General features: G+C 67.4%; 9 protein-coding genes and 2 pseudogenes. 8 read left to right on the top strand and 3 right to left on the bottom strand.

The annotated features are described in order from the left end of the window. Positions 1 to 210: 210 nt before the first annotated feature. From BXA11_RS31415 to BXA11_RS31390, 6 genes and pseudogenes are all read left to right on the top strand, one after another. A complete protein-coding gene (locus tag BXA11_RS31415) occupies positions 211 to 3243 on the top strand; it encodes a DEAD/DEAH box helicase (protein WP_076440356.1) in 3033 nt (1010 codons plus the stop codon). Positions 3244 to 3906: 663 nt separating this feature from the next. Next, positions 3907 to 4362, top strand: a complete 456-nt coding sequence (locus BXA11_RS31410; RefSeq protein WP_076440354.1) for a single-stranded DNA-binding protein — start codon at positions 3907 to 3909, stop codon at positions 4360 to 4362. 144 nt (positions 4363 to 4506) lie between these two features. Next, the gene (locus BXA11_RS31405) at positions 4507 to 6117 is read left to right on the top strand and encodes a hypothetical protein (RefSeq protein ID WP_076440353.1); all 1611 of its coding nucleotides are present in this window, start codon (positions 4507 to 4509) and stop codon (positions 6115 to 6117) included. An 89-nt stretch (positions 6118 to 6206) separates the two neighbouring features. Continuing rightward, positions 6207 to 7355, top strand: a complete 1149-nt coding sequence (locus BXA11_RS31400) for a DUF932 domain-containing protein (protein ID WP_076440351.1) — start codon at positions 6207 to 6209, stop codon at positions 7353 to 7355. Positions 7356 to 7756: 401 nt separating this feature from the next. Continuing rightward, positions 7757 to 7939 carry a hypothetical protein gene (locus BXA11_RS31395; protein ID WP_076440349.1) on the top strand — a complete coding sequence of 61 codons (183 nt, stop codon included), beginning with the start codon at positions 7757 to 7759 and terminating at the stop codon, positions 7937 to 7939. 74 nt (positions 7940 to 8013) lie between these two features. Continuing rightward, positions 8014 to 8370 (top strand): annotated as a pseudogene (locus BXA11_RS31390) (single-stranded DNA-binding protein); the annotation flags it as partial. An 827-nt stretch (positions 8371 to 9197) separates the two neighbouring features. Here BXA11_RS31390 and BXA11_RS31385 read toward each other — a convergent pair. After that, positions 9198 to 9428, bottom strand: a complete 231-nt coding sequence (locus tag BXA11_RS31385; RefSeq protein WP_143734616.1) for a hypothetical protein — start codon at positions 9426 to 9428, stop codon at positions 9198 to 9200. A 290-nt stretch (positions 9429 to 9718) separates the two neighbouring features. Between BXA11_RS31385 and BXA11_RS31380 the strand changes: the two genes are divergently transcribed. Then, complete coding sequence (locus BXA11_RS31380) at positions 9719 to 11782, top strand: hypothetical protein (RefSeq protein WP_076440345.1); 2064 nt, start codon at positions 9719 to 9721, stop codon at positions 11780 to 11782. A 94-nt stretch (positions 11783 to 11876) separates the two neighbouring features. Here the strand turns inward: BXA11_RS31380 and BXA11_RS31375 are convergent, their stop codons facing one another. After that, the gene (locus tag BXA11_RS31375; RefSeq protein ID WP_076440343.1) at positions 11877 to 13211 is read right to left on the bottom strand and encodes a tyrosine-type recombinase/integrase; all 1335 of its coding nucleotides are present in this window, start codon (positions 13209 to 13211) and stop codon (positions 11877 to 11879) included. Positions 13212 to 13493: 282 nt separating this feature from the next. Then, entirely contained in the window at positions 13494 to 14195 is a 702-nt protein-coding gene (locus BXA11_RS31370; RefSeq protein ID WP_204053899.1) for a tyrosine-type recombinase/integrase, read from the bottom strand. Positions 14196 to 14274: 79 nt separating this feature from the next. Here BXA11_RS31370 and BXA11_RS44950 point away from each other — a divergent pair. Continuing rightward, positions 14275 to 14583 (top strand): annotated as a pseudogene (locus BXA11_RS44950) (transposase); the annotation flags it as partial. Positions 14584 to 14620: the final 37 nt, after the last annotated feature.

The following is a 14620-nucleotide window of genomic DNA, read 5'->3' as shown; positions in this document are numbered from 1 at the left end:
GAGAGGAAAAGGATACCGGGTCCTAAAATCCCATCCGAGAGATGCTGGGAAATATTTCTTATATTCCGGAAGAATTTGGGAGATTTATTGTTTGAGACTTGGGCATCCGTCGCAGAACGCTACGGGAGCCGCTGGTGGCGGTTGGAGATCTTGATGACTATCTTCTAACCATCAGTCGGATGGGCGGGGCTGTGGCCCTTGAGGAGGGTCATGGTTGGTCTCGACGAGGGCCGAGCTCGCGTGCTGGAGTTTTGGCGGGCGTGCGAGCTGTTCACTCCTCATGAGATTCCCAAGCTGGACCCCGGGCACGCGAGGCAGCCGGTCTTTCCACTCGATGTCGGCCAAGCGCTGCCCTGGCAGAACGGCCACCCGCTACGGGGTCGCCGGGTCAATCCGAACCTGACCTGGCGGCACATCGTCTACGGTGGATTGTTCTCCTTGCAGAACGGCCGCGATCAGCTGAGGAAGGTGTTCGGCCCGGATCCGGACATTCCCGATCCGCCACCGCCGGGGACGGGGGCACTGTTCGCTCTCGCCGTCACGGACGAAGGCCGGCCGTTGCTCAATAGCCTTCAGATCTCGAGCAGTGCCTGGGCTCTGGGACGCACCGAAGACCTCGGCCCGGACAAGGATGACTGGCTTTTCGACTACGACGAGGACGATCGTGACATCCGCGAGCGACTGGAGGCGCTGATCGCGCCACGCGCGGACGACGAACGCGCAGTGGAACTCGCCCGGAAGGGGGTCCGGGTGGGCCGGGCGCTCCAAGGCGAGAACCTGGAGAACCTCGTCGCGCTCGCTACGAAGCTGCTGCGTGTCGGGGACATTTTGCACCCAGCGGGCATGCGGGTGCGCTGCGTCCAGATCGCGAGGAAGCGCGAGCATGCGGCAGGGGATGCGGCCGATCCGCTCGGGAGGTTCATCGTCGGTGACCTGGCTCGAGTCTCTCATGCGGTTCGTCACGGGTGGTACGGAAGCGCGCTGGGTGAGTACCTGTCGACGGACGCAATCGAGCGCATTGACGTGCGGCGCACCCCGCATGTGGTCGCTCGCCTCGTGGCACCCGACCGGATCCCTTACGGCCGCTGGCCGGCGGAACCGGATCGATCGCAAACGCTCAGCCAGCAGTTCGCGGTCGACGCCATCATGGACCAGCTCGCCGGCGTGGGCGGACTGTTCGCGGTCAACGGCCCGCCTGGCACTGGGAAGACCACGCTGCTCCGCGAGCTGATCGCGGCGAACGTGGTCGAGCGTGCCGTACGGCTGTCGCGTCTGCCCAAGACCTCGGCCGCTTTCACCCAGGAGTATCGCTGGAAGATCTGGTCGGCGGCAGAGGGCAGGGAGAACGTCCGGCGCGTCACCGGCTGGGCGGAGCAGCTGACCGGCTTCGAGATGGTCGTCGCTTCCGCCAACAACGGCGCCGTGGAAAACGTCACTCACGAGATCCCCGACCGCGGCGCCATCGGTGCGCCGTGGCGGCAGGAGGCGGACTACTTCGCCGACATCGCCACCGCCATGCTGGAGCGGCCCGCCTGGGGTTTGATCGCCGCACGCCTTGGCCGTCGCGACCACCGGACGGAATTCGTCCGCCGCGCCTGGTTCGGCATCGACGAAAAGCCTGGCTTACTGCAGCGATTACGCGACTGCGAGCACGAGGACGTCGACTGGCAGGCGGCCGTCGCCCGATTCAGCCGCTGTCACGAGCGAGTCCTCCGTCTTCAACAGGAACGATCCCTCGCCTACCGGGTGATAGAGCTCAAGTACGCGGTCGAAGAGTCGGACCGGCTGACCGACAAGGCACGGCGCGACCTGTCCCGGGCGAGGGAACTGGTCGAATCCGCAGCACGGGCGGTGGAGTCCTGCGAGGTTCGGCAGCGGGAACATCAGCGCCTTCGGCCCACCATGGAAGCAGGAGAGTGGCGGGCCACAGCCGACCGTCTGGCCGACGAGCTCAGCGAGGCCGCGAGGAGACTGCACAGGGCGCACCAGCAGGTGATCGCCGTGCAACGCCACCTGGCGGCGACATTCCGCGAGGATGTGGAGATTCGCCGCGAACTGGATATGGCGCGCAGCCGTCTCGGCCGGCGCCCTGACCTGCTCGCCCTCTACCAAGCCGCGCTCGACCAGGACGAGCTGACGGCACCGTGGACGGAGCGGGAGTGGAACGCCGCCCGTACCGAGCTGTTCTTCGAAGCCCTGCGCCTCCACCAGGCGTTTTTGAAGGCGGAATCGGCCCGCATCCGCGCCAGCCTGCACGGGGCGATAGACATCCTGCTCGGCGAGTCACTCGTCAATGCTTCGGAGGAGGCGATTCGGGCGGCCTGGCAGACCCTGTTCTTCGTGGTCCCCGTGGTCTCGACCACGTTCGCCTCGTTTGGAAGCATGTTCTCCCACCTCACCGAGGAGTCCCTGGGCTGGGTGATCCTTGACGAGGCGGGCCAGGCGGCGCCGCAGCAGGCGGCGGGCGCGATCTGGCGCGGCCGACGAGCGGTCGCGCTGGGCGATCCGTTCCAGCTTGAACCGGTGGTTCCGCTCTCCATCGCGGCGCAGCAGGCGCTGCGCCGTACCTTTGGCGTTGAGGAGGAGCGGTGGCTGCCCGGCAGAACCTCCGTTCAGCACCTCGCCGACCAACGGACTGCCTACGGCACCTATTTGCCCGACGAGGAAGCCCAGGTGTGGGTCGGCGCGCCCCTGCGCGTACATCGCCGCTGCGACGAGCCGATGTTCAGCATCTCCAACGCCATCGCCTACGGCGGGTTGATGGTGTACGGCAAGCCGCCCGCACCCGCGTACGGCATGCCGCCGAGCAAGTGGATTGACGTGCCGACGTTGACCTCGAAGGGCCACTGGGTACCCGAAGAAGGCGCCGCAGTTGAAAAGGTCCTTCGCTACTTGGTCGACCAGGGCGGTGTATCGGTCGATGACATTCTTGTCCTGACACCCTTTCGGGACGTCGTCCGCGAACTATGGCCGATCATGCGCCCTCTCCACGGGTTGCGCTACGGCACTGTGCACACGGCGCAGGGCAGGGAAGCTGATGTGGTCATCCTCGTCCTGGGCGGCGATCCGCGCCGACCCGGCGCCAAACACTGGGCCGCCAGCAGTCCCAACCTGCTCAACGTGGCAGTCAGCCGAGCCCGGCGACGTCTCTACGTCATAGGTGATCGAGCTGGGTGGTCTCAGCACCGCCACTTCAATACGCTTTCCCAGCACCTTGGTGGTCCACAACCCCCGCACGGGTAGGAGTGGCCCGCAGCGATGCTGCGGGACGCCGGGCCTTATCGGGATCGACATCAAGCGCACGTCCGTGCGAGGGCGATCAGGGCAGCGTTGTGGTTGTCCGTGTAAATCGCAGTACTTCCCCGATGGTGGAGGTATCGCCGTGATGACGACGCCGGGGAGCGCATTCTCGTCCGTCAAGGCTCCGCTGACACTGTCGATGAACACTGGCCTCGGACGATGCCACTCGTCGTGATCCATGCCTCAGCAGTCCTGGTGTAGGCGGGACGCTCAAGGGTTCGCCATCGCTCGCCGGAATGCTTCCGCGATCTCGTCAACATCGAACTCTTCCTCAGAATCGTTTCCGCCATGGCCTTCGCTCTTGTCGTAGTCGCGCCTATGGCGTCAGCCCCTGTTCCGGCGGCTGACTATGCGCCGGCTTAGCCCGTCGCCGCAACCCGGGTTCTCGCCCGCGTGTCACCGCGGCCGCGGTGGGCGAGTGACGGCGTTTCAAGATCTTTTGCTGCGCAAAACATCTTGAAACGCCGTCACCACCCGGGTTGCAGCTCCGGTCACGCCATCGCCCCGTCCGCTCCTCGCCGGAACGGGGACGCCGCCGAAGGGCGGCTCCCCCCGGCCGGCAGACACCAGGCCCCATCCGGGGCTTATCGATGAGGGGGAGGACCCGTGCTCGACATCCACATCAGCCTGACCGGCAGGATCGCCTACGACCCGCGCTTTTTCGCTTCCGATCACGAGGCGCCGGCCATGTGGTCGGCGGTGCTGGAGGTCAACGGGCCGCCCACCCCGCGCCGCAACGGCTCGACCTACGTGCCCACGCGCCAGGTGGAGGTGGTCGTCTACGGGGTCGCCGCGATCCGCGCCCATGAGTCCTACCGCAAGGGCCACCTGGTCATGGCCCGGGGCTGCGACCTGATGCCCCGCACCTACGAGACCAAGAACCGCGAGGGCAAGCCGACCGTCCGTGGGGTGATCAGGGTGATCGCCACCGATCTGGGGCTGGCCACCCGCTACAGCCCGGTGCGCGAGGAGGTTGCCGCCTGGCCAGTCGCCGCCGCGCCCCGCCGTCTGGCCCAGAGCGCCTCGGCCGTGAACGGGTCGGCCACCCCGCTCGCCGCCTGACCCGGCATGTTGCGGGCGGCCCCGCACCGGGTCGCCCGCACCCCCGTCACCAGCGCGGACGCCGTCACCCTGCGGTTGCCGAGACCGGCGCGCCATCGGCCTCCCCTCTTCGTTCCTGTCCCGCTACATCAAGAAGGAGCTAGTATGCCTGACACAGCCGACTGGGAGAACGGTCTGCGCGAGGCCGGCAATGTGCGCCTCGCCCGGATCCCCCTGCACCTGCTCGACCATCACCCTGGCAACGTCCGGGCCGACTACGCGCTGACCGACGCGTTCTGCAAGTCCCTGGCGGCCGAGCAGCAGGTCGCCGTGCACGTCGTTCCGATCCCCGACGACCACCCGCGGGGTGAGGGGGAGGAGGGCTACCGGTTCTGGGTGACCAAGGGCAACCGGCGCCTGGCCGCCGCCCGACGCGAGCAGTTGCCCGACCTGTTGTGCCTGATCGACCTTGTCAAGGCCGGCGACCGTGCCGGCCAGTTCATCGACATAGTGGTCGAGAACGACGACGAGTTCCGGCGCGGGCTGACCGCCTTTGAGCAGGCCCAGGCGCTGTTCGCGGCGCATGAGGCCGGGGCCAGCCGTACCCGCATCCGCAAGCTCACCGGCCGCACCCGCGAAGAGGTCGCGGGGGCCATCACCGCGGGACGGCTGTCGACGACGACCCGTCAGGCCGCCCAGCAGATGAACCACGACTGGACGCTGGAGGACCTGGCGCTGCTGGCCGAGTTCGACGGCGACGAAGACGCGCTTGCGGAGATCCAGCAGAGGGTCGGCTGGGGACACAAGGTCCGCTACGCGGTCGAGTATATACGCACCGAGCGGGCCGAGGCGGCCGAGCGCGCCCGGGTGCGTGCCGAGCTGGAGCAGGCCGGGATTCGCGTGACCGACGACATCCCGTTCGGGGCGCTCACCCTCACCCGCCTGGCCGATGTCGTCGAGGGCTTCGACCCCGACACGCACACCGAATGCGAGGGGCGCGGGGTGTTCCTGCGCAGCCGGGGCACGGCCACGCCGGTGGTCTACTGCACCAGCTCGGAACGGCACGGCTACGCGCCGCCGGAAACACCGGGGGCACCGGGCGCGCCCGTCGTCGGATCGGCCTCGCCGGTCAAGGCCAACGAGCTCGAGCGGAAGCTGGTCATCGAGGGCAACCGGGCGTGGAAGGCCAGCGCGGCCGTGCGGCAGGAGTGGGTGGCCGGCCTGCTGGCCCGCGCCAGTGCGCCCAAGCCGGTGCTGGCCTGGGTCGCCCGGCAGCTCATGGAGATGCCCACACCGTTGCGGGACAAGCTCACCGGCGCCCGGCACACCGCCCTGTGGGCGAAGCTGGTCGGGAACATCGATGCGGCGAGTACGGCCGCGGTCCGGCCGGGGCGGCTGCCGCTGCTGGCCCTGGCACCGATCGCCGTCGCGTATGAGCACCAGATGACCGTCCCGGACTCGGCTCGCTACATCTGGCGGCACGACCGGACCGGCGCGGTCAGCCGCGCCGACGCCCGCGCCTACCTGTCCCTGCTGGTCGAGCTCGGCTATCAGCCGACACCGATTGAGCAGGCGGTCATCGACGGGCTCCCGTACCGCGGTGACGCCCCCGTCGAGGAGCTCGAGCCTGAGCAGGCGCCCGATGCCGGCGAACCGCCGCATGAGCCCGGCGCGGAGGAGATGAGCACCGCCGTGCCGCAGGACGCCAAGGTCTGGGCAGACCCGCAGACCGATCCCGACGCCGGCGACGGCGCCCCGTACTCGGCGGCCGCCTGACCCCGCTCGCCCATTACATCGCCGCAACTGGACCCGACAGGCCCGGCCACCAGGCCGGGCCTTCATCTTTTGCATGGAAGGAACCGTTGATGAGTACCGTTGTCCCCGTTCCGCTGACCGCCCGCAACGCCGGCCTGGCCGAGCTGCACGCGCTGCTGCGCGACCAGCACGCCCGCAAGGTCGACGTCCCGGTCACCGCCGGGCAGATCCGTGCGGTCGGCACGCACCTGCAGCTGATCGACACCCCGCCGGTGCTGTCCGAGGCCGGGGTGACCGACAGCACGGGCCTCTATCTGCCGACTGAGATCTGCGACCAGGGCCTGGCCGACAAGCTCGGCATCCCCCTGCCCTACCTGCGGCGCCTGCGCACCCACCAGCCCGCCCTGTACGAGGCCAACGTCAACACCTGGCTGCAGGCCGACGACCGCCGCTTCCTGCTGCGCGGCCTGCGCGGCGCGGGCGATGCACCCGGGGTGGCGCGGGCGTTCCTGTCCGACCGGTACAAGATCATCGACAACCTGGACGTGCTCATGGCCGCCCTGGACGGCGTACGGCTGGCCGGGGTCGACATCGACATCGATGGGTGCGACCTGACCGAGCGCAGGATGTACGTGCGGGTGGTGTGCGAGCAGGTCGCCGCCCTGGCCCCCGAGCTGCTGAAGAACTACCGCAGCCCGTTCACCGGCGCCGCCGGCGCCGACAACCCGCTGGTGTTCGCCGGATTTGTGATCAGCAACAGCGAGACCGGCTGCGGCGCGTTCACCATCACCCCGCGCCTGCTGGTGCAGGTCTGCCGCAACGGCATGACCATCACCGCCGACGCCCACCGCCACGTCCACCTCGGCGGCCGCCTCGACGACGGCGGCAGCGCGGTCCGGTGGAGCAGCGACACCCAGGACAAGAACCTTCAGCTGATCACCGCCCAGACCCGCGACGCCATCACCACCTTCCTCGACACCGACTACCTCACCACCAAAATCCGCGAACTTACCGCCACAGCGGGTACTGAGATCGCCGACCCCGACAAGACCATCCAGGCGATCACCAGCAAGCTGCGCTTCACCGACGACCAGCAGCGCGAGATCCTGCGCCACTTCATCCGCGGCGGCGACCTCACCGCCGGCGGCGTGATGCACGCCGTCACCAGCGTCGCCCAGACCATCGACGACGCCGACACCGCCCACGAGATGGAGGCCCAGGCGCTGCGCGCCCTGCACCTGGCCGCCACAAGCGGCTGAGCATCCTGGCCTCCTCGGCAGCAAAGTGGTGTTCCGCTCCCGACGAACGAGTACGTTCTCGCATCTCCGGGACAGGGGCGGGGCCGAATCGACGAGGGCCGTCTGCGGCTGGTGAAGGTCGGCGACGGTCGCGTACCGAGGGTCATGTCCTGCCGTGCTCCCGGTCGCGCCGGGTCCGCCCGTGCCCAGTGTTCTGGTCGGTCAGTGTCGCAGGCGCGGTCGTCCACGCAACCGGGCTTTCGCTCCGCTCACCCCGCGCGTTCAAGATCTTTTGCTGTCGCAAAACATCTTGCAGGCGCGGGCCGCCCGGTTGCCCTCCCTCCCTTCCCGCCTGCGAGTCCTCCCTCACCAGAACACGGCACAGACCCCGGGCACGGGACCCCGGCGAAAAGGAGCAGGACATGACCCTCACCCTTGACACCCCCCTCGGCCTGACCGACCTGAGCACCTGCGGCCGCTGCGGCCAGACGACCCAGATCGAGCAGCTGTACCGCTGCACCGACCGCAGCTGGATCTGCCAGGACTGCATTAGCGAGGCCATCGAGGCCCAGCGCCTGGCAACCGTGACGGGCCGGAAGATGTAGCAGCCCGGCACCGGCGCGGGGGCACTCGCTCCCGCGCCCTTATGCATCCGACCCCCATCAATGGAGGAGACTCCATGGCCAACGAGACCACTATCACCATCGTCGGCAACCTCATCGACGACCCCGAATTCCGCTTCACCACGGGCGGCCACGCCGTCGTACGCTTCCGCGTCGCCTCCACACCCCGCTACCAGGACCGTCAGACGGGGGAGTGGAAGGACGGCACCAGCCTGTTCCTGACCTGCACAGCCTGGCGCGACCTCGGCGAGCACATCGCCGAATCCCTCCAGCGCGGCATGCGCGTCGTCGTCCAAGGCCGCCTGCGCCAGCGCACCTACGAGACCGAACCCGGCGACAAGCGCACCGTCTACGAACTCGAGGTCGACGAGGTCGGCCCCTCCCTCCGGTTCGCCACCGCAAAGGTGACAAAAATCAGGTCCGCGCAGGCTGCCGACGTACCACTGCACCAGCCCTGGCCGGCAGTCGCCGCCTGAGGTCTCCTCCAGGCGGTTGCACGAGACAAATCACCGCCGCCGGTTGCCCCGACCGGTCGGCGTCAACGTAAAGGGGCTGACGCCGTAGGCGGCGGTGATCTCCGGGGCCAGATTGAAGGCGGCCTGCCTCCAGGCCTTGAGCTGTTGATCGCCCGCGCTCCGCAGGTCTCCGTAGGCCGGCAGCCCCAGTTCCCGGCGCCGGGCCTGCTCCCGGGCGGCGGGCCGTCGAGGGTGAGCAGCTCGTCCTCGGGCTCGCCGGTCGCCGCATACCGACGGCTGACGCGATGGTTGGGCGCGGAGGGCATGCCGGGGAAGCAGGGCCGAAATCGGCGGCCGAGGGGTGGGGGAGTGGGCCGGGCCGTCAACGACCTACCATCCAGCCGTTCTCCCGGAGCACCGACAGGTGGAATGGGAGCGGTGACGCTTCGCACATGAAGTATCAGGTCGACTCCGAACCGTTTCACACCTCGCCGTGATTTTCTCGGTCGATCATCGTCTGAGCTTATGAACAGACGCGGCGGTCATACAGCGGCATGGGTCTGGGGGCGATATTCCTGACGGCGATGCTGTTCGCCGGCGTGCGGCTGCTCCCTGGCATCCCCGTGGGGGACGCCACCCGGTCGGAGCGGTCATCGGCTTGGATGTGGGTCTCCGTCGCTGTTTCTTGCCGCTCTCGCGCTGCGTCCGCCCACGCCCACCCTCGCCGAGGCGGCCGACCGGCTCGACAGCGCAGCCGAACGAGAGCGAGAGCAGCCCGCGGGCAACTACTCGGCGACCATGATCAGATCACCTACCTCGTCGTGGAACTGCGCCCGGCTCTCGCACATTCGGCCGCAGGCGCCCGGCGTTGCGCGCGCCTTGCTGAGGGAGCCGACTACTACCACCGCCTGTGCGGGCAAGGCCCGGACGTCCTCGACGAGGAGAGCGGCCGTCCCGCCCCAGCAGTAGGCACGCGCGGATGCCGTGTTCATGCCGGAGCTGGCCATGGAGACCACGCTGGCCGTCCTCGGCGACCCCGACGTCGCTGAACTGCGGCTCATCCGCACGTGAAGCACGTGCTGAGCCGCGCGCCCGCCCCTTCGCCCAGTGGGCCCGCCACAACGTCGAAGCCTTCCGGTTACAGCGACAAGGTCGCCTCTGGCCCTCGGGTCACGGGGCGGCCGGAGGCGCCGGAGCCAGTCATAACGTGACGGTTCGCCGCTCTGCTGAATGTGAACCATCGCGTAGCTGTAACCCTCTTCCAAATGAGAGCGATCGAACAGAGGACAGTTGCTGGAGGGATCACGTGCGCGTTGAAGACCTGTCCGAGGCCGAACGGCGAGTGTGGGAGGCGTTTCCTCTCGGGGAGGAAGTGGACTTCACGGTCGAGAAGCCGGATGAGGACAACCCCGCGGGCGGGGCGGGTTGGGGGCCAGAACGGACTATCCGTGCCCGGGTGATCGCCGCGCTGCTGATGAGGGATGAGACGCCTCAGTCGCATCGGGTTCCCGCCATTAGGATCAAAGGCGCGCGGATCACCGAGCGAGTGGAACTGGCCTACTCCACCGTCCGTCATTCCGCGCGGTTCTTGTCCTGCTACTTCGAACGTGATCCCAGCCTGTACTGGACGCGTTGCCCGCAGGTGAGTTTCAACGGGTCTCACCTGCCGGGGCTGTCGGCCTCCAATGCTCAGGTCGACGGCCATCTCCGGCTGGACCGCTGTTTCTTCACGGGGTTAGTGGAGCTGCGTGGGACGCAACTGGCAGGAGCTCTGACCCTGAGCAAGGCGACGACCTCCGTGACTGGTCTGGCCATCGACTGCGACAGGCTCCAGGCCGGCCGTGGCATCATGGCGGTCGGGCTCAACACCGTCGGCCAGGTACGGTTCTCCAACGTCAAGGTCAGCGGCACTGTGATCATGAATTATGCACGGCTGACCGCTGAAGGCAAGGCGTTGAACCTGGACGGGATGGTGGCCGACGGAGCCGTTCTTTGTAAGCGGATGATGATCGCCGGAATGATCAGCTCGCGCAACACGCATGTGACGGGGCCATACACCTTCAAGGGCACCACAATCGATCACCCCGGGAAGATGGCCTTCCATGGCTCCCGGATAACGGCCGAGGGCGGGCTCTACTTCGGCGGAGGCTTTAAAGCGGTTGGCACGATGCGCCTGTCCCATTCGCGTATCGACCGGGAACTCAACCTAGAGGGGGCCCGGCTGTCTTACCCGGGCGGTGACGCGCTGCAGGCGGAAGAACTGCAGGTCGAAGGCACCGTGTCCGCGCACGGCCTCACCGTGAAAGGAAGAGTGGAGCTTACTCAGGCGCGTATCGCCGGCTCTTTGAATCTGGACAGCGCCAAGCTCGACGCCACGAACACGTCCGGCGCTGGGGACACGCCCCCTACCGCATTGGACGGCGACGGAGTGAGCATCGGCGGCGGGTTGTCATGCACCGACGGCTTCCGAGCCGAAGGGGCTGTGCGTTTGGCAGACGCGCGAATCGGTACCTTCGCCGACTTCACCGGCGCGCGTCTGCGTAATCCGGATGGGCAGGCACTTGATGCGGCAGGGGCTAACATCGGCCGTGGCCTGCAGTGCGGCGGCTTCACCGCCGACGGGGAGCTCACGCTGATCGGCGCCAGCATCGGCCGGCATCTATACCTCAATGACGCAACGCTTCGCGCTCCCAGCGGCCGGGCGCTCGCGGCATGGCAACTCGAGGTACGCGAGCTGTACCTGCGTCCTCGACAGAAACCTGAAGGCATCATCGACCTTCGGCACGCTCGAATCGGCGTGCTTCGCGACGCCAAGGAGACATGGTCACCGCGCAGGCAGGACGGCCTTGCCTACGAGGCGCTGGATCCAACGCTGCCGGCCGCCGAGCGATTGGTTTGGCTGACCGACGACGGCGATGGATATGTGCCGCAACCGTATGAACAGCTCGCAGCGACCTACCGGCGGCTGGGGCAGGACGCGGACGCGCGGACGATCCTGCTCGCCAAGCAGCGGAAGCGCCGCGCGACGCTCCCCGTGTACGCACGGGCTTGGGGCCTGTTGCAGGACGTCACGGTCGGCTACGGCTACCGCCCGGCCCGGGCCGCACTCTGGCTCCTGACATTGCTCGTCGCTGGAGTGATCGTCTTCACCTTGAACGCTCCGCCCCGTGCCCAGCCCGGACAAGGGCCAGCGTTCAACGCTGTCATCTACTCCCTGGACCTGTTGTTCCCACTGATCGACTTCGGGCAGGAGAAGGCATTCCAGCCGGTCGCCGCAGGCCAGTGGGTCGCCTACGGCCTAGTCGTGGCGGGCTGGATCTTCGCTACCACCATAGCCACCGGCATCAGCAGAGCTCTTTCCCGCCAATGAACGAGTAGCAATTCACTAGTACAGCGATGCGCAGGTGTCGCAGCAGATCACCGTCCAGCGGCGGCCGACCCCGGGGGACGCCCTCGGCCACTCGTTATCGCCGAGATCGGGCGCGGGTCCGAGCGAGGGCGTCGAGGGCAGTGTCGTCGGCGTCGGGGAGGGTGTGGAGGTACTTCTCTGTGGTGGAGATGCTGCCGTGGCCCAGGCGCTCCTTCACCACCTGAAGGTCGGCGCCACCGGCCAGCAGCCAGGAGGCGTGGGCGTGGCGGAGGTCGTGCATCTTGACCTTGAACTCCAGGCCTGAGGCTGCCAGGGCCGGTCGCCAGATCTGGTCGCGGAACCAGCGACGGGGGATATGGCCGTCGGTGTCCCACCGGCGCGGCCGGCGCGGGTTGTCCTTGCCGGAGGACCGGCGCTCGGCGCGATAAACCGCATAGGCATTCTTGCAGTGCTGGCAACGACACTTGCCCGCCGAATAGGCGCTGAGCGTGCCGTGCCGATACCGTCGCCCGGCAGCGTTCGGCTCGGTCAGGCCCAGATGCTCTGCCAGCTCCGGCTTGGGCGGCGCCGCCGATTCCTCGGGCTGGTAGACAAACAGCAGGTCGTCGCGCTCGAGCTTGTTGTCCTCGATATAGGCCTTGAGCTTTGCGGCGATCTGGGCGCTGAGCTTGAAGCGGCGGTACTCCTTGTCCTTCGGGTACTCCTTGATCAGAAACCGCTTGCTCTCGGGATGATGCTTGGGATTGATCTCGACCACGGTGCGACTCACAGTGACGATCCGGCTTAGCACGTCGAGGTCCTTGACCCGGAGCTCGGTCAGCTCGCCCCAGCGCATGCCGCTCTCGATGGCACTCTCGGCCAGGAGCCGGGCCTCCTCGGTGGGCAGCGCGAAGTAGAGCTTGTCGAACTCCTCGGGGGACACGATCCGCAGGGGCTTCTTCGGCACTGTCGGGGTCTTCACCCCCTTACATGGATGGAGGGAGGTGACCTGGTCGTTCAGGGCCGTTGTGAAGATCCCGCTGAGGATGGACTTGTTGAGCCGGATGGTGGCGGGGGAGAGGCCTCGGTTCTGCTGATCCTTGACCCATGCGCGCACGTCACTGGGCAGAATCTCGATCATTCGCATCGCCCCGAACCAGTCCATGATGTGGGCGTAGATCGAGTAGGTGTACCCCTCGCGGGTCGTCGCCTCCATAACGTGATGGGGCAGCCACTCCACCTCGACGTACCGTTGAAAGGTCTGGCGACTCCGGGCGGTGGTTCCTACACGTCCCTCGGCGACCTTGGCCTCGGCCGCCTGCCACGCCTTATCGGCCGCCTTCTTGCTCGTGAACGTGCCGGCCGAGTGCCGGTTTCCTCGGATGTCGCGGTAGATCGCGGTGTACCTGGTCTTGCCGTCCGCTCCGACCCTCTTGTAGGAGTGGCCCACGCGTCCTCCCCTTGATCATCCGTTGCTCGTTTGTTGCTGTACTCTTCGTCAGAGATCGAGATCTGGCGACAGAGTTCGGCAGCCGATCAAGCCGTCCACCTGCAGTTTCTCGTATGCGGCTCGATTGCACAAGGTGACGAATGAACGGCGAAACGCGACTGGGGGTCAAGGGGTCGTGGGTTCAAATCCCGCCGTCCCGACGGTAAAAAGAAAGCCTGTTGGCCAGGTGTAAGCCCAGCTCAACAGGCTTTTTTGGTTGCTCGTTGTTCATGCCCTAGATCGCTAGACCACCTTCAGCCGGGGACCATCTGGGGACCGTCTGACCGCCAGATGCGCGCTCAGCGCCGCTCCGGCCTCCGAGATCGACCGCATGTCGGGGTGGAGATATCTCTGGGTCGTCGTCAGCGAGCCATGCCCGGCGATCTTCCGGAGGACGTGAACGGGCACGCCGGCATCGGCCATCCAGGTGAGCCCGGTGTGCCGTAGATCATGACGGCGAAGATGCTCATAACCGAGTCGTGTCACCACTTCATCCCAGTGCGTGGCGTCCCGGAGGACCGCGGTGGTGATGCGGCCTCCCCGAGGGCCGGTGAACAGGCGAGCGTCGGGGTTGTCGCCGACGATGTCCAGGCGTCGAGCGACGAGGTCGCGGACTTCCGGGATCAGCGGGACGACGCGAGCACGCTTCCCCTTCGTTCCCTTGTCCACGGTGCCGCCGGGGCTGGGGGTCGTCTGCCGGCGGACCGTCCAAGTCCAGGTGTCACGGTTGATATCACCGGCCCGCACGCCGGAGACCTCACCGATGCGGGCAGCCGTACAGGCCGCGAAGATGACGACTTCGCCCCAGCCCGCATACTTGTCGGCTGACCGCTCGACGAGTGCGGTGGCAAGCCGCGCCAAGGTCTCCCAGTCGGGCAAAGCCAGCGAGCGAGGATCGTCAAGCTCGTCTTCCGCCCGCTGATACTCCCGCTGCCAGCCGGTCACCCTGGCGGGGGGCCCTCCCCCCGAGGTGTGGACACCTTGAGTGCCAGATCATGGAGATCTGGAGACCGAGGAGTTCCTGGTGGTCATGAAGGTCTACCCGCCTGAGTTCAAAGCCGACGCGGTCGCGTTGTACCTGTCGGACCCGACCCGGACGATCACGTCGGTGGCCCGGGATCTGGGGATCAGCCGGGAAACGCTGCGGTTGTGGGTGCGCCAGGCCCAGGCGGGGGGCACCGCGCCGGCGAAGGCGAGGCCGGTGCCGAAGCGCTCGCAGGCCCCGCTACCGTCGGGCGACGTGGAAGAGGAGAACAAGCAGCTCAAGGCTCGGATCCGGGAACTGGAGCTGGAGCGTGACATCCTGCGCCGGGCGGCCAAGTATTTCGCCGGGGAGACCAACTGGTGAGGAGCCGTCAATTAACTACTGC

This window comes from Microbispora rosea, from assembly GCF_900156315.1.
Taxonomy (GTDB): domain Bacteria; phylum Actinomycetota; class Actinomycetes; order Streptosporangiales; family Streptosporangiaceae; genus Microbispora; species Microbispora rosea.
Note: the sequence above shows the minus strand (reverse complement) of the source record. Positions and strands in the feature narration are given on the sequence as shown.